The following is a 24,678-nucleotide window of genomic DNA, read 5'->3' on the forward strand; positions in this document are numbered from 1 at the left end:
TCAGTAGGTGAGGGTCAGGGTGATGGTGTCGGTGTAGTCGGTTGCCGGTGCCACTGCGTACTGGGCGGCCGGGATCTTGCCGTAGACCGTGTAGGTCACGGCAGAGCCGGTGCCGGTGTAGTCCGTTCCGGTCGTGCTGTTGCTCCAGTTGGTCGCATACGAAGAATCCTTGTAGAGACCGTACGACAGGCTGTTGTACCCGGATGCTGCGGTTGTGCTTGTCATGGTCCGGCTAGTGACCGAGCCGCTGCCGCCCGCACTCATGCCCAGCGAGTAGGTGGTGCCGTAGGTGCACTGCACGGTGAACGAAGTCGTGCCGGTGAGGGCCGTGCCCGGGGTGAAGCTGCCGAACGCAAGCGTGTCGGGCGTGGCCATGGCGCAGGAACTGAGCACCGTGGCCGTCACCTTGAAGGTCGTCGTGGCCGTCGTGGCATGCGCACACTGGAGCGGCACGGCAAGCGCTGCGAGGACCATGGCGATGCCGCCACCAAATTTCGAGATATTCATACAAGCCCCAAGAACAAACAGTGGATATCGGAAAAGAACTCCGGATGGCTCCGGCCCAAATCGCACCGATCATTCAAGGGGCAGCTGGCAATGGCTTGCTGCCTGGTTCGACATGACCGCTTTTGCGATCAGTCGAGTAAACCTAAAGAGTTAGCAGAAAAGTAGCAGATCTCTAAGGAAAAGCTTCAGGGGCGGTAGGTGTAAACCATTGCCGGGGGCTCAGAAAGTGCCCGGCAGCAGGATGCTCGAATCGACCTCGTCGATGTTCGTGCGGCCACAGAAGGCCATCGTGATGTCGAGTTCCTTGTGGATGATCTGCAGCGCGCGCGTCACGCCTTCCTGTCCGTAGGCGCCAAGGCCGTACAGGAAGCTGCGGCCGATCATGGTGCCGCGCGCGCCCAGCGCGCGGGCCTTGAGCACGTCCTGTCCGCTGCGGATGCCGCCATCCATCCATACCTCGATCTCGCTGCCCACGGCCTCCACGATGGCTGGCAGCGCGGCGATGGACGAAGGCGCGCCATCGAGCTGGCGGCCGCCGTGGTTCGACACGATGAGCGCATCGGCGCCACTGCTCGCCGCGAGGCGCGCGTCTTCCACGTCCATGATGCCCTTGAGGATCAGCTTGCCGCCCCAGAGCTTCTTGATCCACTCGACGTCCGCCCAACTCAGCGCCGGGTCGAACTGCTCGGCGGTCCACGACGACAGCGACGACAGGTCCTTCACGCCCTTGGCATGGCCCGCGATGTTGCCGAAGGTGCGGCGCTTCGTGCCCAGCATGCCCATGCACCAGCGCGGCTTGGTCGCGAGGTCGATCAGGTTCTTGATGGTGGGCTTGGGTGGCGCGGTCAGGCCGTTCTTGATGTCCTTGTGGCGCTGGCCGAGGATCTGCAGGTCGAGCGTGAGTTGCAGGGCCGTCACATTGGCCGCCTTGGCGCGCTCGATCAGGCGCTCGATGAAGTCGCGGTCCTTCATCACGTAGAGCTGGAACCAGAACGGATGCCGGTCGGTGTTCGCGGCGATGTCTTCCAGCGAGCAGATGCTCATGGTCGACAGCGTGAACGGAATGCCGAAGGCCTTGGCCGCGCGCGCGCCGAGGATCTCGCCGTCGGCATGCTGCATGCCGGTGAGGCCGGTGGGCGCGATGGCCACGGGCATGGCGGTTTCCTGGCCGACCATGGTGGTGCGGATGGAGCGGCCTTCCATGTTCACGGCCACGCGCTGGCGCAGCTTGATCTTCTGGAAGTCGCTCTCGTTGGCGCGGTAGGTGCCCTCGGTCCATGCGCCGGAGTCGGCGTAGTCGTAGAACATCTTCGGCACGCGCCGCTTGGCGATCACCCGCAGGTCTTCGATGCTGGTGATCTTGGAAAGGTCGGACAAGGGCTGTCTCCTGAGCGGTTCTTGTGGGGGGACGAAAGCGAATCGGCCATTATCTTCAGGCACCCCGACACGCCATCTGAAAAAAGCCGGCCCCGCAACTGAAAATAATTCAGTTCAGTCGCGCAGTGCCTCGCGCAGCCATTCGACGAAGGTCGCGCATTCCCGGCGCTCCATCGCGCCGGGCCGCCAGCACAGGAAGTAGGCATTGGGCGAGGGCACGCTGCGCGGTGACAGCCGCACGAGCCGCCCGCTGTCCAGCCATGCGCTGCCCAGCCGCAGGTGCATCAGCACCACGCCGAAGTCTTCGGCCGCTGCGTCGAGCGCCAGCCCCAGGTCGTTGAACTGGTGGCCCGTGGCCGGCTCGGGCAGGCCCACGCCACAGGCCTTGAACCACGTGCGCCATGACTCCAGCGGCGTGCGCAACAGCTGCGCGCGCGACACCTCGGCATCGGTGGCGAAGCCGTCGAAGGGACCGTGGCGCTTCAGGTAGGCGGGGCTGCACACCGGCGAGACCTCGTCGGCCAGCAATTGGACGAACTCGCGATCGTGAAAGGGCCCGGTGCCGAAGCGCAGCTCGATGTCGGCCTCCTCGACCGTGGTGTTGCGCACCGGCGTGGTCACCTGAAGCATCAGCTCGATGTTCGGATACGCATCGCGAAACCGTGCGAGCCGCGGCAGCAGCATCTGGCGCGAGAAGGTCGGCGTGACCGCCACGCGCAGCCGCCGCACCTGCGATTCGGGCTCGCGGCCGGGCACCTGCTGCAGCGCCGCGATGGCCTCGCGCACGCGCGCCAGGTAGGCCATGCCGTCGGCGCTGAGGCCGAAGTCGCCGCCCACGAAGAACTTGAGGCCCAGCAGCAGTTCGAGCTGGCGGATGCGATGGCTCACCGCGCTGGGCGTCACGCTGAGTTCGTCGGCGGCAAGGTTCACGCTGCGAAGGCGCGCGACAGCCTCGAAGGCCTGCAGGCCCTGGGTCGAGGGGAGACGCGGAGAAACCATCTTTTGTCGGCGAAGGGAGGGGGTTAGGATGGTAGCGAACGCTCTCGGTCACTCCTGGCGGACTCGCTTTGCCTCGCGTTGCCGGCTCAAGAAGATTCCAACAACAAGGAGACAGGCGCATGGTCTGGCAACAGGTTTACAACCCGTTCGGCAACATGATCGTATCGACGGCACTGGCTGCGATACCGGTGGTGGTGATGCTGGTGTGCCTCGGGCTCCTGCACGTCAAGGCGCACTACGCGGCGGGGCTGGGCCTGCTGAGCGCGGTGGTCATCGCGGTGTTCGCATTCGGCATGCCGGCCGACATGGCGGGCAAGGCAGCCTTTCTGGGCGGGCTCTCCGGCCTGCTGCCCATCGGCTGGATCGTGCTGAACATCATCTTCCTGCAGCAGCTCACGCAGCAGAACGGCAGCTTCCAGATATTGCAGGACTCCATCGCCGGCATCACCGAAGACCGGCGCCTGCAGCTGCTGCTCATCGCCTTTGCCTTCGGCGCCTTCTTCGAGGGCGCGGCGGGCTTCGGCACGCCGGTGGCCGTCACGGCCGCCATCCTCATCGGGCTGGGCTTCTCGCCGCTTGCGGCATCGGGGCTCTCGCTCATCGCCAACACCGCGCCGGTGGCCTTCGGCGCATTGGGCACGCCGGTCATCACGCTGGCCAAGGTGCATGGCTACGACCTGATGGCGGTCACCGCGATGATCGGGCGGCAGCTGCCGTTCTTCTCGCTGCTGGTGCCGTTCTGGCTCATCTGGGCCTTCGCGGGGCGCAAGGGAATGATGGACGTGTGGCCGGCGATTCTGGTGACGGGCGTGTCCTTCGCGGTTCCGCAGTTCCTGGTGTCGAACTACATCGGGCCGGAGCTGGTGGACATCATCGCGGCCATCGTGTCGATGGTGTGCCTGGTGCTGTTCCTGCGCGTGTGGAAGCCGAAGAATATCTGGACCTCGGTATCACTCAAGGGGCACGAGGCCGACAGCGGCGAAGCTGGTCCGGCCGTCGCGCCCACGAAGCATTCGAGCGCGGCGGTGATCCGCGCCTGGACGCCGTGGCTCATCCTCACCGTGTTCGTGTTCATCTGGGGCCTGCCGGTGGTGAAGGCCTGGCTCAACGGCATCTTCGCGCCGAGCTTCCCCATCGACGGTCTGCACAACATGATCGAGAAGGTGGCGCCCGTGGTGCCCAAGCCCACGAAGGAGGGCGCGGTGTACCAGCTGCTGCTGCTCTCGGCCACGGGCACGGGCATCCTTGTCTCGGCCATCGTGGGCGGGCTGATCATGAAGTACAACCCCATCCAGCTCGTGGCCGCCTACGGCCGCACGCTGTGGCTGGTGAAGTTCTCGCTGCTCACCATCGTGCTGATGCTCGCGCTGGGCACGCTCACGCGCTACTCGGGCCTCGACACCACGCTGGGGCTGGCCTTTGCCAACACCGGCATGTTCTATCCCTTCTTCGGCACGCTGATGGGCTGGCTGGGCGTGGCGCTCACGGGGTCGGACACCGCATCGAACGTGCTCTTCGGCGGCATGCAGAAAGTGGCAGCCGACCAGCTGGGCCTGAGCCCCAACCTGATGGGCGCGGCCAACAGCTCGGGCGGCGTGATGGGCAAGATGATCGACGCGCAATCGATCGTGGTGGCCTCCACCGCCACGCGCTGGTTCAACCACGAGGGCGAGATCCTGCGCTACGTGTTCTTCCACTCCATCGCGCTGGCCTGCCTCGTGGGCCTCTACGTGACGCTGCAGGCCTATGTGTGGCCGTTCACGGCGATGGTCGTGAAGTGATCGAATCGCCCAGCGCCTGAAGCAGCCGGCGCAGGTCGCCGACCGCTTCGCGCGCCACCGCCGCATCGCCCATCTGCGCCTTGACGATGGCGCCGTCGACACCCAGCGCGGCCGCCTGCGCGATGGCCATGCGCCGCGGCCCTCCAAGCGCTTCCGGCAGCAGGCCGGCGATCACCTCGACCATCTCGCGCTTGTGCCTGCGCGCGATGTCGCTGGCGCCCGTCACGCTCGTGCCCACCTCCACCACCGAGTTGATGAATGCGCAGCCGCGGAACACCGGGTCGGCGAACCACTCGGCCATGACGTCGGCCAGTATCTCCAGCGCCTGACTGTCGCCGATGCGCCGCTGCGCCCCGCGGCGGCCGAGCGCATCGACGAACCACGCCATCCACAGGCCGTGCCGGTGGTCGAGAAAGGCGCGCACCAGGTCGTCCTTCGACGGGAAGTGCCGGTAGAAGGTGACCTTGGTGACGCCCGATGCGGCAATGACGCGGTCGATGCCGGTGGCGCGGATGCCGTCTGCGTAGAAAAGGTCGTGCGCGGTGAGCAGGATGCGCTCGCGCGCGGGCAGTGCGGAGATGTCCATGGCGCGATTGTAGGCATGTAGACAGATCTGTCTACATGTGGCACATTGCGACGCATTCCCTTCATCACAGCATTGAAAGATCTCCATGGAATCCCGCCCGCCGTTGCCGCCCTTCACCCTCGAATCCGCCACCCGGAAGGTGCAGGCCGCAGAAGACGCCTGGAACTCGCGCGACCCCGTGCGTGTGAGCCTGGCCTACACGCCCGACACCGAGTGGCGCAACCGCGCCGAGTTCGTCAACGGCCGCGAGCAGGTGGTGGAGTTCCTGTCGCGCAAGTGGGTGCGCGAACTCGACTACCGGCTGAAGAAACAGCTGTGGGCCTTCATGGACAACCGCATCGCGGTGCGCTTCGAGTACGAATGGCACGACGACGCGGGCCAGTGGTATCGCAGCCATGGCAACGAGAACTGGGAGTTCGCGGAGAACGGGCTGATGCAGAAGCGCTTTGCGAGCATCAACGACCAACCCATTGCCGAGTCGGACCGCAAGTTCCGGTGGGCGCGCTGATCGGGTCTTGCTCCTTCCCCCTCTGGGGCAAGGTTGGGATGGGGGCAGGCCTTCGAACAGGCGCCATGCTTTCTCTGAGGCCGCGTGCCCCCACCCCAACCCTCCCCCAGAGGGAGAGGGAGCAAGTTCCGGCACGCCTGTTGCTTGCCCGAGCCCTTTCAACAGGAGACCGCATGAACCGCAACGACGTCACGGAAAAGATCATCACCGTGAAAGTGAGCAAGGGCATCCAGTGGGCCGACGTGGCCAGGAAGGTGGGCCTCTCGAAGGAGTGGACCACCGCCGCCTGTCTCGGTCAGATGACGCTCGACGAGAAGCAGGCCAAGGTCGTCGGCAAGATCTTCGGCCTCACGCCGGAAGAACAGAAGTGGCTGCAGGTCGTGCCCTACAAGGGCTCGCTGCCCACGCCCGTGCCGACCGACCCGCTCATTTACCGCTGGTACGAGGTGGTGAGCGTGTACGGCACCACCATCAAGGAACTGATCCATGAAGAATTCGGCGACGGCATCATGAGCGCCATCGACTTCAGCATGGACATCCAGCGCCAGGCCGATCCCAAGGGCGACCGCGTCAACGTGGTGCTGTCGGGCAAGTTCCTGCCGTACAAGACCTACTGAACGTACACCGCCGGGTGCGGCCTCTGCGCACCCGCCGGCCGCATCGTGCGGGCCGTGATGCCGTAGCCCTCGATGGCCCCGGCGATCGATCGCGCCACCGCATCCACGGGCACCGCGATGCGCCGGTTGGTGCGCATGCGCTCCCGGGCGTACGTGGCGGCGATGCGCTCTGCCAGCGGGTCGCCGGGGCCGTTCACGTCGGGGCTCACCACCGTCACGTGCAGGCGGCCGGCATGCTCCTGCCGCAGGCCTTCGGAGATCGCGTTCACCGCGTACTGCGTGCCGTGGTATACGGCCGAACTCGGCGACACGCCCTGCATCGCTACCGGCGCCACGTTCACGATGTGGCCCCAGCCCTGCTCCTGCATCGCCGGCAGCACGGCCGCGATGCCGAGCAGCACGCCGCGCAGGTTCACGTCGATCATGAGTTCCCACTCCTCGATCTTGCGGTTCCACAGCGGCGACATCGGCATCACGCCCGCCGCGTTGACGAGCACGTCGATCTGCTCGTGCGTCTCGAGGGCGAACTCGGCAAAGGCTTCCATGTCGGGCCGGTGCGTCACGTCGAGCCGCTGGAAGCTCGCGGTGCCGCCCGTGGCCTCGATCTCGGCCGCGAGTGCCGCGAGCCGGTCGGTACGGCGCGCACCGAGCACCACCTTGGCGCCGCGCCGCGCGAGCAGCCGTGCGGTTGCTTCGCCGATACCGCCGCTCGCGCCGGTGATGAGAACGACTTTTTCCTGGATTGCGCTCATGATGAAACTCCTCGTGCTGGTCGGTTGCCGTGGGGCGCACACAGAAGAGGGTGCACCGGGCATGGAGAGAAGTTTCACGTCCGAGGGCCCCGAGGCGGTATCCGAATCGAACTCGGTTTTTGCCTGATCCTGCAAAACGCAAGGGTGGCGGGCGCTTCCTATGGCGCGGCGTAGTGCTTTGGCTTTCGCGATGTAGCCACTGTGGCTTCTTGCTCAATCCGCCGGCTGTCGCGCAGAGCGGGCGGTGCTTCAGGGCTGCGCGGCGAGGATCTCGACCTTGGGCCAGCGTCGCGCGAATTGCTTCTGCTCCACGCGCTGCCGGTACGTCGCGGCATCCGCGCGCACGGGGTTGTGCCGAACGCGCAGCCCGAACAGATCTTTCAGTCCATGCGGCGCCAGCACGCGGATCGAGTCGTCGTCAGCCAGGGACACACCGACGCAGGTCGCGAACTCCGGCCATGTCGAAATGCCTTCCTCCAGCGAGGACAGCGGAGTCACGACCTGTCCAAGGCTTTCCCGAAACCAGTGATGCACGTGCGCCTGGTTGGTCACTTCCCAGCGATGCTCCGGCATCCGCATCGACAGCCGTTTCTGCAGGGCGGCCTCACCGAGCTGCGGCGGCTCGTCGGCATTGAAGTACACGACGTCGATGTCTTCCAGGGCCGAGGGCTCGCTGAATCCGTGAAGCGAATCCCAGACCAGGCTGCGCACTGCCCCCGCGCCGATGCACCAGGCGCCGAGGTCCAACTCGCGCACCGCCGCCAAGGCGGCCATCAGATAGGGCGCGCCGCGCACCAGTTCGACGAGTCGCTGCGCGTGGCCGGGTGAAGAGGTGTGATACATGGGCCGGCGACTGTAGCTCACCGCGGCGTGTACGCTGGTGCCGATCCATCGATCGGAAAATCTCCACGCATCACGCTGGTGCATCTTGAGCCGAATCCAAAAAGCGAGGATGCTTGGCCGATGGAAAACAACCCCGATCCCTCGAGGCGCCCGCAGATCTACCTCGCGGGACCGGACGTCTTTCGTCCTGACGCGAGAGACCATTTCGTTCGGCTGGCCGCGGCCTGCGAAGCACTCGGCCTCTGCGCGCTGCTGCCGGCCGACGGCAACGAGGAGCCTGCGCCCGAAGCTCCGGAAGCGCAGATCTACAAGGCCAACATGCAGCGCCTTCGCAGCGCCGACGGCGTCGTCGCCAACCTCGCCTGCTTCAGGGGGCTGGAGCCCGATTCCGGCACGGTGTTCGAAGTGGGCGCGGCGGTCGCGCTCGGGATTCCGGTGGTGGCCTACGGCGTGCCCGACGGCAGCTATGCGGACCGTGCGCGGACGGCACTGTCGTGCGAAGCCGATGCGAACGGCGTGCTGCGCGAGAGCGGCTCCGGCATTGCCGTCGAAGACTTCGGCCAGCCGCTGAACCTGATGCTGGCCTGCTCGATCCACATCGAGCCGACACCGGAAGCGGCGTTGAAGAAGATGGGCGAGGTGTTGGCTGTCCTCCGTGCGACAAACGCTGGAAACTCCTGACCAAAGCTCCGGCCGCCAACCCCTAGGATGGCGTTCCCCTTTCACCGGAGCACTGCATGCCGACCACCGAGACGCACTTCGAATTGACCGCCAACGACGGCGTCACGGTGGAGGCCCATCGCTGGCAGGGCGCGACGCAGCGCGCGGTCATCCAACTGGCGCACGGCATGGGCGAACATTCGCTGCGCTACCGGCATCTGGCGAACGCGCTGGTGCAGGCCGGCTACGTGGTGTATGCGAACGAGCATCGCGGCCACGGCAAGGGTGCCTCGGCGCGCGGCGAGCTGGGCGAGTTCGGCCCGCGCGGTTTCGCCGGGCTGGTGGACGACATGGCGCTGCTGAGCCGCCACGTGCGCGGCGTGCATCCGGGCCTGCCGCTGATCCTCGTGGGCCACAGCATGGGCTCGTTCGCCACGCAGTACTACCTCCTCGAGCACAGCGCACTGCTGGCGGGCGCCGTGCTTTCGGGCACTTCGGCGCTCGACCTGCTGGGCGCGGCGTTGCAGTCCGGCTTCAAGCTGGAAGACATGAACGCCGCGCTGCCCGACGTGCGCACGCCCTTCGACTGGCTCAGCCGCGATCCGGCGCAGGTCGATGCCTACATCGCCGATCCGCTGTGCGGATTCACGGTCTCGGCCGAGGGCCTGGGGTCGATGTTCGCGAAGCTGGCCGAGCTGGCGCCGGACGCGATGCGCAGGCGCATCCGCCCCGAGCTGCCGCTCTATCTGTTCGTGGGCGACCAGGACCCGGTCAGCAACAAGGCCGAATGGTTCTACCCGCTGGTGCAGCGCTATCGCGAGGCGGGGCTGCGCGACGTGTCGTGCCACGTGTTCGGCGGCGCGCGCCACGAGGCGCTGAATGAAGTCAATCGCGATGAGGTCGAGGCGGTGCTGCTCGCGTGGATCGCGCGGGTGGTGGGCAAGGGCTGAGCGCCGTTGCCGTCACCCCGTTGGCTGCTTGCTACTTCCTGCAGTCGCCGCCGACGGACACGGTGCCGTCCTTGCACTCGGTGAGCATCGGCTCGCCCGGCCTGGGTGCCGGGGCCGAGCCTGCGCCGGACGCGGGCCCGGCGTCCTTCAGGTAGACGATCTTCTTGGTGCCGAGCTCGCAGCTGCCCACCACCTGCCCGTTCGCCGATGCGTTGGCATCGACGACGGTGACGGTGAAGCGCGCCACGCCGGCCGCAGCGATCTTCGACTCGATGCCGGTGCGCAGGGCCTCGCAGTCTTCCGCCCCATAGGCCGCGCCAGCCAACAGGGCGAGCGCGGCGGGGAGCATCGTGAACCAAGGCTTCATGGCTGCCACCCGCTCGATGCCCATCAGCCCTGGGCCGACGCCAGCGCCGCGTTGAGCGTGGGGCTCGGGCGCATCACGGCTTCGAACTTGGCGGGGTCCGCCAGGTAGTAGCCGCCGATGTCCACGGGCTTGCCCTGCACGGCGGCGAGCTCGTCGACGATCTTCTGCTCGTTCGACGCGAGCGTCTCGGCCAGCTTCTTGAACTTGGCTTGCAGTTCCTTGTCGTCGGTCTGCGTGGCCAGTTCCTGGGCCCAGTACATGGCCAGGTAGAACTGGCTGCCGCGGTTGTCCAGCTGACCGGTCTTGGGCGACGGGTTCTTGTTGTTGTCCAGCAGCTTGCCGGTGGCGGTGTCCAGCGTCTTGGCCAGGATGGTGGCCTGCTTGTTGCCCGTCTTCAGGCCCAGGTCTTCCAGGCTCACGGCCAGCGCCAGGAATTCACCCAGCGAGTCCCAGCGCAGGTGGTTTTCTTCGACCAGTTGCTGCACGTGCTTGGGGGCCGAGCCGCCCGCGCCGGTCTCGTACAGGCCGCCGCCCGCCATCAGGGGCACGATCGACAGCATCTTGGCCGAGGTGCCCAGCTCCATGATGGGGAACAGGTCGGTCAGGTAGTCGCGCAGGATGTTGCCGGTGGCGCTGATGGTGTCCAGGCCGCGCACGACGCGCTCCAGCGTGTAGCGCATGGCGCGCACCTGGCTCATGATCTGGATGTCCAGGCCCGAGGTGTTGTGCTCGTGCAGGTACATCTTGACCTTGGTGATCAGCTGCGCCTCGTGCGGGCGGTAGGCGTCCAGCCAGAACACCACCGGCATGCCGGAGTTGCGCGCGCGGTTGACGGCCAGCTTCACCCAGTCGCGGATCGCGGCGTCCTTGACCTGGCACATGCGCCAGATGTCGCCCTGCTCCACGTCTTCGCTCATCAGCACTTCGCCGGTGTCCAGGTCGGTGATGTTGGCGACGCCGTCCTCGGGGATCTCGAAGGTCTTGTCGTGCGAGCCGTACTCCTCGGCCTTCTGGGCCATCAGGCCCACGTTGGGCACGGTGCCCATGGTCTTGGGGTCGAAGGCGCCGTGCCACTTGCAGAAGTTGATGATCTCCTGGTAGATGCGGGCGAAGGTCGACTCGGGCATCACGGCCTTGACGTCCTTCAGGCGGCCGTCGGCGCCCCACATCTTGCCGCCGTTGCGGATCATCGCGGGCATGGAGGCGTCCACGATCACGTCGTTGGGCGAGTGGAAGTTGGTGATGCCCTTGGCCGAGTCGACCATCGCCAGCTCGGGACGGTGCTCGTGGCAGGCGTGCAGGTCGCGCTTGATCTCGTCCTGCGTGCTCTGGGGTAGCGTGGCGATCTTGGTGTAGAGATCGACCATGCCGTTGTTGACGTTGATGCCCAGCTCGTCGAACAGCTTGCCGTGTTTCTCGAAGGCTTCCTTGTAGAAGATCTTCACGCAGTGGCCGAACACGATGGGGTGCGAGACCTTCATCATGGTCGCCTTGACGTGCAGCGAGAACATCACGCCGGTCTTGTGCGCGTCCTCGATCTCCTTTTCATAGAAGGCCAGCAGCGCCTTCTTGCTCATGAACATGGAGTCGATGACCTCGCGGTCCAGCAGGGCCACCTTGGGCTTGAGCACGATGGCCTTGCCGCTCTTGGTGATCAGTTCCATCTTGACGTTGCGCGCGCGGTCCAGGGTCATGGACTTCTCGCCGTGATAGAAGTCGCCGCCGTGCATATGCGACACGTGCGAGCGCGAGGCCTGGCTCCAGTCGGCCATGCTGTGCGGGTTCTTGCGCGCGTATTCCTTCACGGCCTTGGGGGCGCGGCGGTCGGAGTTGCCTTCGCGCAGCACGGGGTTCACGGCGCTGCCGGTGCACTTGTTGTAGCGCGTGCGGATGTCCTTGTCCTCGTCCGTGGTCGGGTTCTCGGGGTAGTCGGGGATCTTGTAGCCCTTGCCCTGCAGTTCCTTGATGGCCGCCTTGAGCTGAGACACCGAGGCGCTGATGTTGGGCAGCTTGATGATGTTGGCGTCGGCCTGGAGCGTGAGCCTGCCCAGTTCGGTGAGGTTGTCCGGCACCTTCTGGTCGTCGCCGAGGAACTCGGGGAACTCACCCAGGATGCGGGCCGCCACGGAGATGTCGCTGGTGGCGACGTTGATGCCGGCCGGGTTCGTGAAGGCACGGATGATGGGCAGAAACGCGTAGGTCGCCAGCAGGGGCGCCTCGTCGGTGAGGGTGTAGACGATGGTGGGTTGCTTCGAGCTCATGCGCTTGCTTCCGTAGATCCTGGGTTGTCGGGGTTGGCTGGGACTTCCGGCAAGGACGAGGTGGATGGTGTTTTCGCCGGAATCCCCGATTGTCGCCCCACTGGGAGCCGGTTCCGGCTCGCCGGGCCGGATGTCCCGGCTTGGCGGGCGTCTTAGCCGGGAAGCGAAGGCGCATGGCCGCCGGTTTCGGCGCTCTTCTCCAGCATTTCCCGCGCCAGGTCGACGAAGGCGCGCAGCTTGGGCGCCTGCGCCGCGCGGCGCGGAAAGTACAGGAACAGGCCCGGCTCCCCGAAGGCCGAGCGCGGCAGCAGCTGGCGCAGGCGGCCCTCGCGCAGATCGGCACGCACCAGCGGCTCGAAGATGTAGGCGATGCCAACGTCGGCCAGCGCCAGGTCGCGGGCATAGAGCGCGTCGGTGACGCGCACCGTGCCCGGCACCTCGACCGAGATGTGGGCACCTTCCTTGTCGCGCAGGTCCCAGGCGTACACGCCGCCCGAGGTCACGAAGCGAAAGCCGATGCAGTTGTGCTGCTGCAGCGACTCGATGCTGTGCGGCTCGCCGGCGGTGGCCAGGTAGCGCGGCGTGGCCACCATGATGGCCTCGAAGGGCGGCGTCAGCCGCACCGCCACCATGTCCTGCGCCACGGTGTGGCCCAGCCGGACGCCCGCGTCGTGGCCGCTGGCCACGATGTCGGCCAGCCCGTCGTCGCAGGTGATCTCGATCATCAGCCCCGGATGGCGCAGCGCCATTTCGGCCACCAGCGGCGTCATTGCCAGCGGCAGGGCCACGTGGGGCGCGTTGATGCGCAGCACGCCGCCCACGCGCCCGAGCGCTTCGCCGAAGCGGTCCACCGCATCGCCGATCTCGCCCATTGCGGGTGCCAGCACGCCGATGAAGCCGGCGCCCGCCTCGGTGAGCCGTACGCTGCGGGTGGTGCGCGCGAAGATCGGCTGGCCCAGGTGGTCTTCGACGGCCCGCACCGCGTGGCTCACGGCCGAGGCGCTCATGCCGAGTTCGGCCGCGGCAGCGGCAAAGCCGCCGCGCCGGTGCACCGCCAGCACGATGGCGAGATGCGGGAGCAGGTTGCGGTCCATTCATGCATCGTATTGCATAGTGCATTCGATTTGGCCCATCTAGTCGATGAGTGGCAATGCTGGGACAGTCACGCCATGCCTTCAAGGCAACCCTTCCACTCTCAAGGAGCCAGCCTCATGTCCACCCCCGTCAGCCTCTCTTCGCAAACCCGCCAGACCTGGTTCATCACCGGCGCCGCCTCCGGCTTCGGCCACGCCTTCGCCGAGCACGCGCTCGCGCAGGGCCACAACGTGGTCGCCACCGCCCGCGATGCCGGCCGCCTCGCCGACCTCGTGGCGCTGGCGCCCGATCGCGTGCTGGCCACGCCGCTCGACGTGGACGTGGCCGGCGCCGCCGAAGCCGCCGTCGAAGCTGCGGTGGCGCGCTTCGGTCGCATCGACGTGCTGGTCAACAACGCGGGCTACGGCGTGGTCGGCGCGCTCGAGGAAACCTCCGACGCCGATCTGCGCGCGCTGATGAACACCAACTTCTTCGGTGCCATGGCCGTCACGCGTGCCGCGTTGCCGGTGCTGCGTGCGCAGAAGTCGGGCGCCATCGTGAACATATCGAGCCTCGGCGGGCAGCTGTCGTTCGCGGGCTTCAGCGCGTATTCGGCCTCCAAGTTCGCGCTGGAAGGCGCCTCGGAAGCGCTGGCGCAGGAGGTCGCCCCCTTCGGCATCAAGGTGCTGATCGTCGAGCCGGGCCAGTTCCGCACGCAGCTCGCGGGCAGCGGCATGCGCCACATGCCGGTGATCGAGGCCTACCAGCCGGTGGTGGGCGCCACGCGCGAGTTCGCGCACAGCATGCACAACACGCAGGCCGGCGATCCGCGCAAGGCGGCGGTGGCCATCGCCAAGGCGCTGGAGGCCGAGCACACGCCACTGAGGCTGCAACTGGGCGGCGACTCGGTCGACGCGGTGCGGGCCCATGCGCAGGCGCTGCTCAAGGAGATGGAAGCCTGGGAAGCCGTGAGCCGCAGCACCGACTTCGACACAGCCGCCTGAAAGCGGGCTTCAGGCGAGCGGGAGTTCGATGGTGGCGGCCAGGGGCACCGTGTCGATGCGCGCCGCGCTGGCCACGATCACCGCCCGCCTGGCCTGCGCCGAGAAGCCCGAGAGCGTGGCCCACAGGCATCGCGTCGAGGGCATGTCCAGGCCGGCCGTGGGCTCGTCGAGCAGGACGAGCGGCCGGCCCGATGCCAGCCCGGCAGCCATCCACACCTTGCGCTTCGAGCCGGTCGAGAGCATGAACATCTTCTTGTCCAGATGCGGGGCCAGCGAGAAGCCGTCGGCGATGGCCTGCCACTTCGCCTCGTCGAAGCCCGCGTCGCCCTCGACGAGCGAAGCCGTGCATTCGCGCGCGCTGAGCTGGTCGAAGCGGTCGGTCACAGGATCGACGAAGAACACCTGGCGGCGGTACGCTTCGGGCGCGGCATCGAGGCTCGCGCCTGCCAGCGTCAGCCGGCCGGAAGCGGGCAGCGTGCCGGCGATCACCTGCAGCAGCGCCGACTTGCCTGTACCGGTATCGCCGTAGAGCAGCGTGACGCCGGTGCCGACGGATGCGTTCCAGTCGGACACCAGCGCGGGCTGGTCGGGATAGGCAAAGCGCAGCGCATCGATCTGGAGGAGGGGAGAGGAAGGGTTCATGGTCGCGTGCGACTTTATCAACCAGGCGCTCCGCTGGTGGCTACCATCCGGCTCCATGAGAAAACTGCCATTCCTGCTCGCCCTGCTGTCGTTCGCTGCTCCCGTGCTTGCCGCGCCGTCGGCGCAGGTGTTCGATGCGGTGAAGAAGCCCGATTCGCTCGATGCGAAATGGCGTACGCGCCTGTGCGCCTTGCTGCCGCAGCCCTGCAACGTGCAGCAACTGGGCCTTTACCGTCCGCGCGGCGCCGCGCCCGGCGACTACGTGGTGCTCTCGGCCGAGCCGCTGGCCATGGCGCGCGTCAAACGCAGCACCGACGCGGCGGGCTGGCAGCTCGACCGCCTCCACGATTTCGCGGGCTACGCGCAGTCCCTGAAGAAAGACAGCGGCGCCGAGCAGCCCGAGGCGCGCCTGTCGCTCGCGCCGGCGCTCTATCCGCTGGCCGAAGGCAAGTGGGCCGTGGCTGTGCTGCAGACCGTGTCGGAGATGTACTCCGGCGGCGGCGCCTCGTTCGACACCGCGGACTTCGTGCCGCTGGAAGGCGGCAAGGCGGTGCACGAGGACATTCCGTTCTCGTGTTTCAAGATGATCCGCGCCTGCTTCAGCGAGAAGGAATACAAGACCTCGAAGCACTGCCACGACGAGGGCAACGGCAGCCTGCGCATCGCCTACGGCGAGGCTGCGAAGCCGGGCGCGCCCTACGACTGGCAATACACCTGGGTGCAGACCGAGTGGCCGCAGAACGAGCCGCGGAGCGCGGCGACCACCACGCGCATCCGCTTCACGGCGAAGACCACCGAGCGCGCCGGTTTCTGCGGCGGTCCGCAGTAATCACAAACAGGGGCGAGAAACCGCCACTCAGTGCCGAGGCACGGTCGTCGTGCCCACGTGCATCGTGCGGCCGGCCCCCAGCCCCGTGATGACCAGCGCCACGCCCAGCCCGATGAACAGCCACGACGAGGCGCGAAAGCTCCCCGTCCAGCCGTGCAGCAGCCCGGCCACCAGCGGCCCGAAGGCAGCCACCATGTAGCCCACGCCCTGCGCCATGCCCGAGAGATGCGCGGCCACGTGCGAATCGGGCGAGCGCAGCACGATCATCGTGAGCGCCAGCGCGAAGGTGCCGCCCTGCGCAATGCCCAGCAGCACGGCCCAGGCCCACACGCCGAACACGCCTCCCAGCGGCGCGAACAGCATCGCCAGCATCGCGCCCACCGTGAGCAGCGCCAGCGCGACCGCAAGGCCGCGCTGGTTGCGCAGCTTCACCGCCAGCGCGGGCACCACGAGGCAGGTCACCACCTGCGTCATGACCGACAGCGACACCACGTAGCCGGCCGTCTCGCTGCCGAGCCCGCGCTCGCGCAATATCGGCGCGAGCCAGCCCATCACGATGTAGGCGAGCGCGGACTGCAGGCCCATGAAGAAAGTGACCTGCCAGGCCAGCCTGTCGCGCCACAGCCCGCGCACCGTGAAGCCCGATTCGCTCGCCACCGGCTTCAGCGGCAACGCCTGCGGCGCCCAGATCAGCGTGACCAGCGCGGCCGGCAGCGCCCACATCGCGAGCGCCATGGTCCAGCCGCCGCCCAGCGCGTGCTCGATGGGCACCGTGAGGCCCGCGGCGCTGGCCGCGCCGCCGCACACGGCCATGGTGTAGAGGCCCATCATCAGCGCCGCCTGCGACGCAAAGTCGCGCTTCACGAGGCCCGACAGCAGCACGTTCGACACCGCAATGCCGCTGCCCGCGATGGCCGAGGCCAGGAACAGCAGCGGGATGCTGCCGGTGCCGCGCAGCACCGTGCCGACCAGGATCAGCACCATGCATGCCAGCAGCGTGCGCTCGGTGCCGAAGCGGCGGCCCAGGCCGGGCGCGAGCGGCGCGAACACGCCCAGGCAGACGATCGGCAGCGTGGTCAGCAGGCTCGCGGCCGTGGCCGAGAGCCCGGTGGCCTTGATGATCTCCGGCAGCACCACCGAGAGGCTGGCGAACACCGGGCGCAGGTTGAAGGCGATCAGCACCACGCTGGCGGCGAGCAGGACGCGGCGCGCGAGGGTGGGCGCGGGCGTGGGGCGCGGCGCAGGCAGGCTGTCGGCTTCGGCGTCGATCAGCAGGTCGTCGGCCGTGGTGTGGCCTGAGGCGAGCGTGAGCGAGCTCATCGTGTGCCCAGTGCCAGCGCGTTGATCATCGGCGCCATGAAGGCGCGCACCGCCGCGGCGGCCACGTCGGGGTCGCGGCTGGCAAAGCCTTCGACGATCGCGCGGTGTGCGGCGTCGTCGGGCTCGGGCAGGTTGGTGCCGCCCATCGAACTCGCGATCGTTTCCTTGATGTAGCCCGTGATGAAGCGGCAGGTTTCGGCCAGCGCGAGGTTGCCCGATACGTCGACGATGGCGAGGTGAAAGGCGAGGTCGCGCTCGATGAAGCCCGCACCGTTGTCGCTGGCGTCGGGCACGCCGCGCTTGTCGAGCAGGGTGTGGAGGCGGCGCAGGTCGCGCGAGGTGTGGCGCACTGCGGCGAGCCGGGCGGCTTCCACCTCGAGCGCGCGGCGCACTTCGAACTGGTCGCGCAGGCTGGCCAGGCGCAGCTTCTGCAGGCTGGACGAAGGGTCGAAGCCCGAGCGAACATAGGTGCCCGAGCCTTGCCGCACTTCGAGCAGCCCGCGCGACACCAGCGTCTTGACCGCCTCGCGCACCGTGCCGCGGCTCACGCCCAGCAATTGCGCGAGCTGAGGCTCGATGGGAATGCGGGAGCCGACGGCCCAGCGGCCGGCGGAGATCTCGGCGCGGATGCTGTCGGCGGCGGTGTCCGCCAGGGAGGTTCGGGGGGCTTGGGCAAGCATCGGGAGGACCTGGGTCATTCAATGATTGGACGAATTTTGCCGCCAAACAAAGCCCGGACTGTCCATGTGGTGGTTGGCCCGGACGGCATCTTTACCAAGCGCCGGCCCTCTCTTCGCGCCCCGAAGCGCGCCGTCCACGGCCTTTACCGGCGCGCGCTTTTCGTCACCACGCCGGCGCCGCGCACTTCGAGCCGGCGCTGGTCCACCACCTTGCCGCCGGCGTCCACCAGTTCGATCACGTGGCGCCCCGGCCAGGGAAACCACTGCACGCTGTTGCCGCGCTCGAAGGGCTTGCCGTCGATGCGCCACTGCACGCCGCGGCCTTCGGAGTCGAAGCGCACGCGCTGGCGCTGCGGCGGGATGTCGGGATCGAGCGCGATGATGGTGCCGTCGGCCGGCGCGGTGATGCGCGCCGAGGCGGCGCCGGCCGCCATGCCGGTATCGAGCGCGAACAGCGGCTGCTCGGTGCCCTGCAGGAACCACTCGCTGCGTGCCGCTTCGAGCGGGTTGCCGTCGGCGCCGTTGCCGAAGCTCACGCGCGCTTCGACGAGGCCGGGCGGCGGCGCGGGCGCGCGGCTCGGCTCGCGCGCGTGCAGGAAGCGCATCACCTCGGCCCACACCGGTGCGGCGCCGCTGGTGCCGCTCACGTCCCACATCGACTCGCCGCTGGCGTTGCCGACCCACACGCCTACCGTGTAGCGCTGCGACCAGCCCACGGCCCAGTTGTCGCGCATGTCCTTGCTGGTGCCGGTCTTCACGGCGGTCCAGAAGCGGGTGGAAAGGATGCTGTCGAGTCCGAAGGTGCGGGTGCGCGCGTTGGGGTCGGAGAGGATGTCGCCGACGATGAAGGCGGCGCGCGGGTCGAGCATCGGCGGCTTCGATCTTTCGGCCGGGACGGGTGGCCGCACGGTCAGCGTCGTCGTGCCGTAGCGCCCGCCGTTGGCCAGCATGCGGTAGGCGTTGGTGAGCGACAGCAGCGACACCTCGGCGCTGCCGAGCGCGAGGCTGTAGCCGTAGTAGTCGCCGCTCTCGCGCAGCGGCAGGCCGACGGCGCGCAGCTCGCGCGCGAAGGCTTCGGGCGACACCATCACCAGCGTGCGCACGGCCGGCACGTTGAGCGAGGCGGCCAGGGCGGTGCGTGCCGACACCGGGCCCTTGAAGCGGCGGTCGTAGTTCTGCGGAATGTAGAGGCCGCTGGCGGTGCTGATCTGCGCCGACGAGTCCTCGATCAGCGAGGCCGCGGTGATGCGCCGCTCGGCAATCGCCTGGCCGTAGAGCAGCGGTTTGAGCGTGGAGCCGGGCTGCCGCAGCGCGGTGACGCCGTCGACCTCGGCCGCCTGGCTCAGCGGGCCGGAGGAGCCGACCCAGGCAAGCACTTCGCCGGTCGCGTTGTCGAGCACCACCAGCGCGCCGTCTTCCACGTGGCGCTCGCGCAGTTCGCGCAGGTGGCGCTGCAGCGTGTCCAGCGCAAAGCGCTGCAGCGGCGCGCGCAGGGTGGTGCGCACACTGGTTTCCTTGCTGTCTTTCTCCCTCCCCCTCTGGGGGGGGGCCGGGGTGGGGGCCGCCCCCGCATTCGCATCCCGAATCTCGCGCAGCACGCGCCGAGCCGCATGCGGCGCGATCCCTTCGTTCGTCTCGAAGGCGCGGCGCTGCACCGCTGCGCTCGTGAACATGTCGAGCGCCTCGCAGTCGACCTTCTGCTGCGGTTCCATCGCGCGCAGCACCTCGCAGGCGCGCTGCGCCACCACGGCGGGCTTTGCATTCGGCGCGCGCACCAGCGCCGATGCCACGGCGGCCTCGCGCGCATCGAGCCCGCTCGGCGCCTTGCCGAACAGCGTGCGCGAGAGCGCATCGATGCCCACGATCTCGCCGCGGAACGGCACGGTGTTGAGGTAGGCCTCGAGGATCTGGTCCTTGCGCCAGTTGCGCTCCAGCTGCGCGGCCGCCACTGTCTGACCGATCTTCTGCGTGAAGCTGCGTCCGCCAGAGGCGCGGCGCAGGTCGTCGTCGAGCAGGCCCGACAGCTGCATCGTGATGGTCGAGGCGCCGCGCGTGCGCGTGTTCCACACGTTGGCCCAGGCCGCGGCCGAGACCGCGCGCCAGTCGATGCCGCTGTGTTCGTAGAAGCGCTTGTCCTCGCTCAGCACCATGGCCGTGCGCAGCGCGGGCGACACGTCGGCCAGCGCGGTCCACCGGCCGCGCCGCACGGTGGGATCGGTGCGCACGCGCTGCAGCAACTCGCCGTTGCGGTCGAGCACCTCGGTGTCGGAGGAGCGGAAGTCGCGCTTCACTTCTTCGAAGCTCACGAGGGCCCAGGCTGGATGGACGCAGGCCGCCGCCAGCAGGGCTGCGGCGAGGGCCTTGCGGATGGGGACGAAGAGGGGCGCGGATTGCATCGAAAAGGTCGGTGTCCGGAAGCGTGGGCGCCGACATTCTCTGCGATGCACCACGGGAACGGCGCCTACCCCGCGACGGGCGGCTTGCCGCCTTGCGGGCATGAAAACTTCAGCCCAAAGTTCTCGCCATGTTCCACATCCGGTAACCAACTTCACGCAAGCGCCTCACTGCAGAAACCCGATGCGTACCGGCGTGGCCTTCAATGCAGTACCGGCTCGCAGGAGGCGAAGCCCGGTTCCACAAACACTCCAAGGAGAACTCACATGACGAAGACATTGGCGATCCTGCTGGCCGCGTCGGCCATCCTGGCCGGCTGCGTGGTCGCGCCTTACGACCGCCCGCCGCCGCGCGGCCACTACTACGGCGACCGCGACCGCGACGGCGTGCCGAACCGCTACGACAGGGACCGCGACAACGACGGCGTGCCCAATCGCTACGACCGCGCCCCGAACAATCCGTACCGCTACTGACTGCCACAGGAAAAGGCCGCGAAGCATGGCGCTTTGCGGCCCTTTTTCATGAGCGCGCGCGGGCCGCTCAGCCCGGCCGGCGCGCCATCAGCGCCCAGATGCCGGCCGCGCTCAGCAGCGAACCACCCGCGAAGTTGAAGCGCCGCTGCGCGCGCGGCGATGACAGCAGCCGGCGCGCCGAGCCCGCGAACACCGCATAGAGCGTGGCATTGGTTGCGGCCAGTGCGACGAAAGTGACGGCCAGCACCCACAACTGGTACGTGACATTGGCCGCCGGGCTGATGAACTGCGGCAGGAAGGCCACGAAGAACACGATGCCCTTCGGGTTCAGCGCCGTCACCAGGTAGGTGTTGGCGAACAGGCGCAGCCGCGAGGCGGGCGCGGCCGGCGCGGCGATTTCGGTGGACGAGATGCCCGCGCGCAGCAGCTTGATGCCGAGGTACAGCAGGTACAGCCCGCCCACCCACTTGACCACCGTGAACCAGAAAGCCGAGGTGGCCAGCAGCGCACCCAGCCCCAGCAGCGACACCACCAGCGCCGTCGAGTCGCCGAGCGCCACGGCAGCGACCAGCGGCACGTTGGCGCGGCGGCCGTGCGACATCGAATAGCTGATGACAGTGAGGATGGTCGGTCCCGGAATGACCAGCATGACGGCGGAGGCCGCGACGAAGGCGAGCCAGAGTTCGATGGGCATGGGTTGTGTTCCTGTGTGGTTGTTGCTCGGATGGAGGCTATCGCTTGTCTTTTATCACGCGGGGCTGCTGCCGAATCGCACGGCCGCGCGGGCCTTGGCGCGTTCGGCCTCGACGCCCCGGTCGCGCGGCTCGGCCGTGGTGACCAGCGATTCGATCAGCCGAGCCGCGGTGGCGGCCACTTCATCGACCGCGCGCCCGAAAGCTTCCTCATTGGCCTTGGACGGCACGCTGAAGCCGCTGAGCTTGCGCACGAACTGCAGCGCGGCGGCACGAATTTCCTGCTCGGTGGCGGGCGGCTCGAAGTTGTAGAGGGTCTTGATGCTGCGGCACATGGCGCTCTCCGTTCGACGTGGGCAGGCGTCGTCGCGTCAGGCCCCGTCCGTGTAGAAGAACTCTTCCCGCACGATCTTCCCGTCCCTGACGGTGTAGAGCGCCATTTCTTCCATCGTGAAGCGGTGGCCGTTGGACTTCATGGTCACGTCGAAGCGGAAGCCGACGATGAAGCGGTCACCATGCGGCCATGGGCCTGCGACCTGCGCGGAATGCACCTCGTGGTTGGCGACCCACCAATCGCCCTTGGCCTTGATGGCCGCGAGGCCGGCCGCTTCGCGCGCCTGGCCGGGCGGCGCGCCGGCCTCGACGCTCACGGCCTCGGGTGCGTAGAGCACCTTGGCATCCTCGTATTTACCTTCCTTGCACAGCGCCACGAGCTTGTTGGCGATCTCCAGGGTGTTCATGTGTTTCTCCTGCAATGAACCGGGGCAGTGATGACCGAGGCGGGAGTGTAGGCCTGTGTGCGTGCCGAAGGCTACTGCTGCATGCCCATGCTTTTCGAAAAGAGGTGACTTTGGGCACTACCAAGTTGTGCCTTGCCGAAGCTAGATTGCCCTGCGCTTCGCCGTGCAGGCGCATCGAGCAAATCGATCTACTTCACCAGGGAGAAAACAATGAGAACGTCGGAAAACAGGAAGGGCTCGCGCGAGCGGCTGCTGCGAGTCGCGGGCGCAGCGGCGCTCGTGGCCACAACGCTGGTGGCTTGCGGCGGTGGCGGCGGGAGTGGAGGTGGCGGCGGCTTCCCGATTGCACCGATCGGTGCGGCGCCAGCATCGACTCCGGCGCCTGCACCCTCGGAGCCGCCGCCCGCCGCACCGCCGCCCCCGGCCACCTCGAACAGTTCGGCACCATGCCTGAACGAGGCCGACTATCACGCGGGGACCGTGCTGGAAACGGAAAGCGAGCTGACTTCCCCGGGAGGAACGCCCACCGTCTCCAACAGCAAGATAACGATCGGCGAACGCGAGTCCTTCGCCGGCGCCAATCCGGTCAGCTTCACGACGCCGGACATCATCAACGGCAGTGTCACCACCACGTCCAAGGGATACAAGGACCTCGTCGACGGAAACAGCGTGGCCTACGGGTCGATCACTGCAACTGCGACGCCCGAGGGGACCGTCACCAACACCACGGTCTTCGAGCCGCCCGTGTCGTTTCCGGCCGATATGCAGCCCGGACAGATGGCAAGCCAGAGCTATGTGCAGAAAAACACGTCGGCCTCGACGATCGATGGAGGAAGTGCGGCAAACGCCAACTACGACATGACGACCGAACTGACCTATCACGGCCGGGAAACCCTGCAAACCCCGCTCGGGACTTTCAATGTCTGCAAGTTCTCCAGCAAGATGACAATGAAGAAACCCGACACCGAGACGACCGTCGTTTTGTCGGACAACTGGCTGGCGGCCGATGGTCCCTATCGCGGCCAGTCGCTCAAGCAGCATTTCGACGCAACGGCCGCCGCGCCGGAGCTGACCATTGTCGTGACCAAGATGAACTACATGCCGAAGTAGCTCCAACGGGCAACGTGCGCTGTCTCTCCATGAAAGCGATGTCCCGACTGCCCGTGCTGCTCGCCCTGTCCCTGGTGTTGTCGGGCTGCGTCTCGAACGCCGTGAGGTTGATCCCGGCAGGCATGGCGGCAAGCAATGCTGGTGCGGTCGTCATCTACGGCGTGGGCGTCGAGGGAAACTGGAAACACGAAAGATTCGGCATCGAGCTGGCGGCGTACGACCTCGGGAAGCAGGCCCTGGCGGGCAATTGCTTCCGGTTCGACAGAACGAGGGCCACGGTGCCCGCGGCGTCGGGCCCGATCCAGTATTTCGCCTTCGAAGTGCCGCCCGGAAACTATGTCTACAGCCCCTTCAACAGCGCGCCGCTGGCGCAGGACGCATGGGCCTTCGCTGCACCCGAAGCGCGCACCGTGTACATCGGTGATTTCGTCTATGCGCGCAACGACGATGTCGTGATCCGCCGCGACCCTGGCAATCTGCAAAGGGCGCATGCAGCGTCGTTGCCCGACCTGAAGGGCGAGATCGTCCTGGCAACCGCAGTGCCGGTGAGGCCACCGGCTCCGTTCTTGTGCACCCCGTGACGGAACGCGAGAGCGTTTCCCATCGACCCCACGCATCCCTTATTCCTATGCCCCAGTTTTCTCATTCCGCGATCTTCATGGCCTGCCTCGCAGCCTCTCTTGCCGCTTGCCAGCGCAGCGAAGCACCTTCGCCAGAGGCGCAATCGGTGGCAGCTCCCGCACCGCATGCTTCTGTCTTTTCGACTGCGCGTGAACACGAAACCCCGCGCACGATCGGCAGTCCGACCCTGCTGGCCTTGGCCAAGCCCATCCTGGACGAGGTCTACAGCGGCTATGACGAGGCTGGGCACTGCTGGAAAACAGCAGCCGAAGGCCTGACCTATTGCATGGAACTGGATCGGGTCGACCGCGTGAGTGCACCCGACGGCGAGCGGCTCTACCTGCTCACGCGCGGCAGCACGGGGGACGGAGGACACCCTACGCCCGGATTGGTCGGCGCCTTCGTTCTGGAGCAGAAACAGGGCCGGTGGGTCATGCTCGCGGGCGATGCGCGCATGAACTACGGTTCGTACGGCAACGCCCCCACCAACTGGGAGTTCGTCAAGCTCGGGCCTTCGGACTACTGGGGGTGGCTCAATACCCATGGCGACATGCACCAGGGCTACGCCGGCAGCTGGTATATCGTGCTCGCACCTTACGGCAGGAAGATCAAGGACCTCGGCGGCATGACAGCCGAGTACTCCGATGCCGGTGCCTGCAACGGCGACGACGACCAGGCCTGCGAGCAAAAGGCCTCCGATCTCGACAGCACCCTGGAGATCGACGCCAGCCGCATCCAGGACAAGGTGTTTCCCCTGCGCATCGTGGTCACGGGCAAGGACGGCGGCAAGACCCTCGCGCCGCAGGCTTGGGAGTTCGCCTTCAACGAGAAAAACTGGAACTACGTGATACCGCCTGGCTATCTGCTCAAGGACAAGGAATTCTGAGCACG

At 67.3% G+C, this 24,678-nt stretch carries 27 protein-coding genes; 11 read left to right on the top strand and 16 right to left on the bottom strand.

Translation table 11 applies throughout. The features are described 5' to 3' along the window. The 3 genes from ACEOAB_RS06070 to ACEOAB_RS06080 form a co-directional block, all read right to left on the bottom strand. Positions 1 to 507, bottom strand: coding sequence for a Csu type fimbrial protein (locus ACEOAB_RS06070; RefSeq protein ID WP_413748516.1), 507 nt, complete (start codon positions 505 to 507; stop codon positions 1 to 3). 219 nt (positions 508 to 726) lie between these two features. After that, positions 727 to 1,884 carry an alpha-hydroxy acid oxidase gene (locus tag ACEOAB_RS06075; protein ID WP_413748515.1) on the bottom strand — a complete coding sequence of 386 codons (1,158 nt, stop codon included), beginning with the start codon at positions 1,882 to 1,884 and terminating at the stop codon, positions 727 to 729. Between the two features lie 114 nt (positions 1,885 to 1,998). Further along, a complete protein-coding gene (locus tag ACEOAB_RS06080) occupies positions 1,999 to 2,883 on the bottom strand; it encodes a LysR substrate-binding domain-containing protein (protein ID WP_413748514.1) in 885 nt (294 codons plus the stop codon). Between the two features lie 119 nt (positions 2,884 to 3,002). Between ACEOAB_RS06080 and ACEOAB_RS06085 the strand changes: the two genes are divergently transcribed. Next, entirely contained in the window at positions 3,003 to 4,664 is a 1,662-nt protein-coding gene (locus ACEOAB_RS06085) for an L-lactate permease (protein WP_413748513.1), read from the top strand. Here the strand turns inward: ACEOAB_RS06085 and ACEOAB_RS06090 are convergent. Continuing rightward, on the bottom strand, positions 4,642 to 5,250 hold the full coding sequence (locus tag ACEOAB_RS06090; RefSeq protein ID WP_413748512.1) for a TetR/AcrR family transcriptional regulator: 609 nt from the start codon (positions 5,248 to 5,250) through the stop codon (positions 4,642 to 4,644). The genes ACEOAB_RS06085 and ACEOAB_RS06090 overlap by 23 nt on opposite strands. Before the next feature lie 85 nt (positions 5,251 to 5,335). Here ACEOAB_RS06090 and ACEOAB_RS06095 point away from each other — a divergent pair, with 85 nt between their 5' ends. After that, the gene (locus ACEOAB_RS06095) at positions 5,336 to 5,758 is read left to right on the top strand and encodes a nuclear transport factor 2 family protein (protein ID WP_413748511.1); all 423 of its coding nucleotides are present in this window, start codon (positions 5,336 to 5,338) and stop codon (positions 5,756 to 5,758) included. 173 nt (positions 5,759 to 5,931) lie between these two features. Beyond that, positions 5,932 to 6,375 (top strand): cyanase, encoded by a 444-nt coding sequence (gene cynS / locus ACEOAB_RS06100; protein ID WP_056509924.1) that lies wholly within the window; start codon positions 5,932 to 5,934, stop codon positions 6,373 to 6,375. Here cynS and ACEOAB_RS06105 read toward each other — a convergent pair. Then, positions 6,369 to 7,127 (bottom strand): SDR family oxidoreductase, encoded by a 759-nt coding sequence (locus ACEOAB_RS06105; protein WP_413748510.1) that lies wholly within the window; start codon positions 7,125 to 7,127, stop codon positions 6,369 to 6,371. The two genes, cynS and ACEOAB_RS06105, sit on opposite strands and share 7 nt — an antisense overlap. Positions 7,128 to 7,376: 249 nt before the next feature. Next, positions 7,377 to 7,970 (bottom strand): nucleotidyltransferase family protein, encoded by a 594-nt coding sequence (locus ACEOAB_RS06110; protein WP_413748509.1) that lies wholly within the window; start codon positions 7,968 to 7,970, stop codon positions 7,377 to 7,379. A gap of 120 nt (positions 7,971 to 8,090) precedes the next feature. On the opposite strand from ACEOAB_RS06110, the gene ACEOAB_RS06115 reads away from it, so the two are divergent. After that, positions 8,091 to 8,651, top strand: a complete 561-nt coding sequence (locus tag ACEOAB_RS06115; RefSeq protein WP_413748508.1) for a nucleoside 2-deoxyribosyltransferase — start codon at positions 8,091 to 8,093, stop codon at positions 8,649 to 8,651. A 56-nt stretch (positions 8,652 to 8,707) separates the two neighbouring features. Continuing rightward, positions 8,708 to 9,580 (top strand): alpha/beta fold hydrolase, encoded by an 873-nt coding sequence (locus ACEOAB_RS06120; RefSeq protein WP_413748507.1) that lies wholly within the window; start codon positions 8,708 to 8,710, stop codon positions 9,578 to 9,580. A gap of 31 nt (positions 9,581 to 9,611) precedes the next feature. Here ACEOAB_RS06120 and ACEOAB_RS06125 read toward each other — a convergent pair whose 3' ends face one another. The 3 genes from ACEOAB_RS06125 to ACEOAB_RS06135 all read right to left on the bottom strand — a co-directional run bounded on the left by ACEOAB_RS06125 (position 9,612) and on the right by ACEOAB_RS06135 (position 13,302). Next, a complete protein-coding gene (locus ACEOAB_RS06125) occupies positions 9,612 to 9,947 on the bottom strand; it encodes a DUF1161 domain-containing protein (RefSeq protein WP_413748506.1) in 336 nt (111 codons plus the stop codon). 23 nt (positions 9,948 to 9,970) lie between these two features. After that, positions 9,971 to 12,208 (bottom strand): NADP-dependent isocitrate dehydrogenase, encoded by a 2,238-nt coding sequence (locus ACEOAB_RS06130; protein ID WP_413748505.1) that lies wholly within the window; start codon positions 12,206 to 12,208, stop codon positions 9,971 to 9,973. Positions 12,209 to 12,360: 152 nt separating this feature from the next. After that, entirely contained in the window at positions 12,361 to 13,302 is a 942-nt protein-coding gene (locus ACEOAB_RS06135) for a LysR family transcriptional regulator (protein WP_413748504.1), read from the bottom strand. A 117-nt stretch (positions 13,303 to 13,419) separates the two neighbouring features. On the opposite strand from ACEOAB_RS06135, the gene ACEOAB_RS06140 reads away from it, so the two are divergent. Next, positions 13,420 to 14,286 (top strand): oxidoreductase, encoded by an 867-nt coding sequence (locus ACEOAB_RS06140; RefSeq protein ID WP_495653538.1) that lies wholly within the window; start codon positions 13,420 to 13,422, stop codon positions 14,284 to 14,286. Positions 14,287 to 14,295: 9 nt separating this feature from the next. Here ACEOAB_RS06140 and ACEOAB_RS06145 read toward each other — a convergent pair whose 3' ends face one another. After that, entirely contained in the window at positions 14,296 to 14,928 is a 633-nt protein-coding gene (locus tag ACEOAB_RS06145; RefSeq protein ID WP_413748502.1) for an ABC transporter ATP-binding protein, read from the bottom strand. A 55-nt stretch (positions 14,929 to 14,983) separates the two neighbouring features. Here ACEOAB_RS06145 and ACEOAB_RS06150 point away from each other — a divergent pair, with 55 nt between their 5' ends. Then, entirely contained in the window at positions 14,984 to 15,757 is a 774-nt protein-coding gene (locus ACEOAB_RS06150) for a hypothetical protein (protein WP_056586588.1), read from the top strand. A 27-nt stretch (positions 15,758 to 15,784) separates the two neighbouring features. On the opposite strand, the gene ACEOAB_RS06155 is transcribed toward ACEOAB_RS06150, so the two are convergent. From ACEOAB_RS06155 to pbpC, 3 genes are all read right to left on the bottom strand, one after another. Next, the gene (locus ACEOAB_RS06155) at positions 15,785 to 17,077 is read right to left on the bottom strand and encodes a CynX/NimT family MFS transporter (protein ID WP_056586591.1); all 1,293 of its coding nucleotides are present in this window, start codon (positions 17,075 to 17,077) and stop codon (positions 15,785 to 15,787) included. Further along, positions 17,074 to 17,775, bottom strand: coding sequence for a FadR/GntR family transcriptional regulator (locus tag ACEOAB_RS06160; RefSeq protein ID WP_495653539.1), 702 nt, complete (start codon positions 17,773 to 17,775; stop codon positions 17,074 to 17,076). The genes ACEOAB_RS06155 and ACEOAB_RS06160 overlap by 4 nt, the downstream gene beginning before the upstream one ends. A 125-nt stretch (positions 17,776 to 17,900) precedes the next feature. Further along, complete coding sequence (gene pbpC, locus ACEOAB_RS06165) at positions 17,901 to 20,153, bottom strand: penicillin-binding protein 1C (RefSeq protein WP_495653540.1); 2,253 nt, start codon at positions 20,151 to 20,153, stop codon at positions 17,901 to 17,903. Between the two features lie 264 nt (positions 20,154 to 20,417). Here pbpC and ACEOAB_RS06170 point away from each other — a divergent pair, with 264 nt between their 5' ends. Continuing rightward, complete coding sequence (locus ACEOAB_RS06170; RefSeq protein WP_007830422.1) at positions 20,418 to 20,624, top strand: thrombospondin type 3 repeat-containing protein; 207 nt, start codon at positions 20,418 to 20,420, stop codon at positions 20,622 to 20,624. Positions 20,625 to 20,691: 67 nt separating this feature from the next. Here the strand turns inward: ACEOAB_RS06170 and ACEOAB_RS06175 are convergent, their stop codons facing one another. Genes ACEOAB_RS06175 through ACEOAB_RS06185 form a run of 3 tightly spaced genes read right to left on the bottom strand, consistent with a single transcriptional unit; the run spans position 20,692 to position 22,056 of the window. Then, positions 20,692 to 21,318, bottom strand: a complete 627-nt coding sequence (locus ACEOAB_RS06175) for a LysE family translocator (protein ID WP_056586601.1) — start codon at positions 21,316 to 21,318, stop codon at positions 20,692 to 20,694. Positions 21,319 to 21,372: 54 nt separating this feature from the next. After that, positions 21,373 to 21,651, bottom strand: coding sequence for a DUF2277 domain-containing protein (locus tag ACEOAB_RS06180; RefSeq protein WP_413750147.1), 279 nt, complete (start codon positions 21,649 to 21,651; stop codon positions 21,373 to 21,375). A 36-nt stretch (positions 21,652 to 21,687) separates the two neighbouring features. Beyond that, positions 21,688 to 22,056: a SnoaL-like domain-containing protein gene (locus ACEOAB_RS06185; protein ID WP_495653541.1), complete on the bottom strand. Its 369-nt coding sequence runs from the start codon at positions 22,054 to 22,056 to the stop codon at positions 21,688 to 21,690. Positions 22,057 to 22,266: 210 nt separating this feature from the next. Here ACEOAB_RS06185 and ACEOAB_RS06190 point away from each other — a divergent pair, with 210 nt between their 5' ends. The 3 genes from ACEOAB_RS06190 to ACEOAB_RS06200 all read left to right on the top strand — a co-directional run bounded on the left by ACEOAB_RS06190 (position 22,267) and on the right by ACEOAB_RS06200 (position 24,673). Next, positions 22,267 to 23,166, top strand: a complete 900-nt coding sequence (locus ACEOAB_RS06190) for a TapB family protein (RefSeq protein ID WP_413750146.1) — start codon at positions 22,267 to 22,269, stop codon at positions 23,164 to 23,166. 29 nt (positions 23,167 to 23,195) lie between these two features. Next, entirely contained in the window at positions 23,196 to 23,747 is a 552-nt protein-coding gene (locus ACEOAB_RS06195; protein ID WP_495653542.1) for a hypothetical protein, read from the top strand. Positions 23,748 to 23,983: 236 nt separating this feature from the next. Further along, complete coding sequence (locus tag ACEOAB_RS06200) at positions 23,984 to 24,673, top strand: hypothetical protein (RefSeq protein WP_413750144.1); 690 nt, start codon at positions 23,984 to 23,986, stop codon at positions 24,671 to 24,673. Positions 24,674 to 24,678: the final 5 nt, after the last annotated feature.

The organism is Variovorax sp. Varisp53 (assembly GCF_059491555.1).

Excerpts from the sequence above, each read along its gene's own strand:
- ACEOAB_RS06070 (WP_413748516.1), bottom strand. The coding sequence starts at position 507 with ATGAATATCTCGAAATTTGGTGGCGGCATCGCCATGGTCCTCGCAGCG.
- ACEOAB_RS06080 (WP_413748514.1), bottom strand. The coding sequence starts at position 2,883 with ATGGTTTCTCCGCGTCTCCCCTCGACCCAGGGCCTGCAGGCCTTCGAG.
- ACEOAB_RS06085 (WP_413748513.1), top strand. The coding sequence starts at position 3,003 with ATGGTCTGGCAACAGGTTTACAACCCGTTCGGCAACATGATCGTATCG.
- ACEOAB_RS06090 (WP_413748512.1), bottom strand. The coding sequence starts at position 5,250 with ATGGACATCTCCGCACTGCCCGCGCGCGAGCGCATCCTGCTCACCGCG.
- ACEOAB_RS06095 (WP_413748511.1), top strand. The coding sequence starts at position 5,336 with ATGGAATCCCGCCCGCCGTTGCCGCCCTTCACCCTCGAATCCGCCACC.
- cynS (WP_056509924.1), top strand. The coding sequence starts at position 5,932 with ATGAACCGCAACGACGTCACGGAAAAGATCATCACCGTGAAAGTGAGC.
- ACEOAB_RS06105 (WP_413748510.1), bottom strand. The coding sequence starts at position 7,127 with ATGAGCGCAATCCAGGAAAAAGTCGTTCTCATCACCGGCGCGAGCGGC.
- ACEOAB_RS06110 (WP_413748509.1), bottom strand. The coding sequence starts at position 7,970 with ATGTATCACACCTCTTCACCCGGCCACGCGCAGCGACTCGTCGAACTG.
- ACEOAB_RS06115 (WP_413748508.1), top strand. The coding sequence starts at position 8,091 with ATGGAAAACAACCCCGATCCCTCGAGGCGCCCGCAGATCTACCTCGCG.
- ACEOAB_RS06120 (WP_413748507.1), top strand. The coding sequence starts at position 8,708 with ATGCCGACCACCGAGACGCACTTCGAATTGACCGCCAACGACGGCGTC.
- ACEOAB_RS06125 (WP_413748506.1), bottom strand. The coding sequence starts at position 9,947 with ATGAAGCCTTGGTTCACGATGCTCCCCGCCGCGCTCGCCCTGTTGGCT.
- ACEOAB_RS06130 (WP_413748505.1), bottom strand. The coding sequence starts at position 12,208 with ATGAGCTCGAAGCAACCCACCATCGTCTACACCCTCACCGACGAGGCG.
- ACEOAB_RS06135 (WP_413748504.1), bottom strand. The coding sequence starts at position 13,302 with ATGGACCGCAACCTGCTCCCGCATCTCGCCATCGTGCTGGCGGTGCAC.
- ACEOAB_RS06140 (WP_495653538.1), top strand. The coding sequence starts at position 13,420 with ATGTCCACCCCCGTCAGCCTCTCTTCGCAAACCCGCCAGACCTGGTTC.
- ACEOAB_RS06145 (WP_413748502.1), bottom strand. The coding sequence starts at position 14,928 with ATGAACCCTTCCTCTCCCCTCCTCCAGATCGATGCGCTGCGCTTTGCC.
- ACEOAB_RS06150 (WP_056586588.1), top strand. The coding sequence starts at position 14,984 with ATGAGAAAACTGCCATTCCTGCTCGCCCTGCTGTCGTTCGCTGCTCCC.
- ACEOAB_RS06155 (WP_056586591.1), bottom strand. The coding sequence starts at position 17,077 with ATGAGCTCGCTCACGCTCGCCTCAGGCCACACCACGGCCGACGACCTG.
- ACEOAB_RS06160 (WP_495653539.1), bottom strand. The coding sequence starts at position 17,775 with ATGACCCAGGTCCTCCCGATGCTTGCCCAAGCCCCCCGAACCTCCCTG.
- pbpC (WP_495653540.1), bottom strand. The coding sequence starts at position 20,153 with ATGCAATCCGCGCCCCTCTTCGTCCCCATCCGCAAGGCCCTCGCCGCA.
- ACEOAB_RS06170 (WP_007830422.1), top strand. The coding sequence starts at position 20,418 with ATGACGAAGACATTGGCGATCCTGCTGGCCGCGTCGGCCATCCTGGCC.
- ACEOAB_RS06175 (WP_056586601.1), bottom strand. The coding sequence starts at position 21,318 with ATGCCCATCGAACTCTGGCTCGCCTTCGTCGCGGCCTCCGCCGTCATG.
- ACEOAB_RS06180 (WP_413750147.1), bottom strand. The coding sequence starts at position 21,651 with ATGTGCCGCAGCATCAAGACCCTCTACAACTTCGAGCCGCCCGCCACC.
- ACEOAB_RS06185 (WP_495653541.1), bottom strand. The coding sequence starts at position 22,056 with ATGAACACCCTGGAGATCGCCAACAAGCTCGTGGCGCTGTGCAAGGAA.
- ACEOAB_RS06190 (WP_413750146.1), top strand. The coding sequence starts at position 22,267 with ATGAGAACGTCGGAAAACAGGAAGGGCTCGCGCGAGCGGCTGCTGCGA.
- ACEOAB_RS06195 (WP_495653542.1), top strand. The coding sequence starts at position 23,196 with ATGAAAGCGATGTCCCGACTGCCCGTGCTGCTCGCCCTGTCCCTGGTG.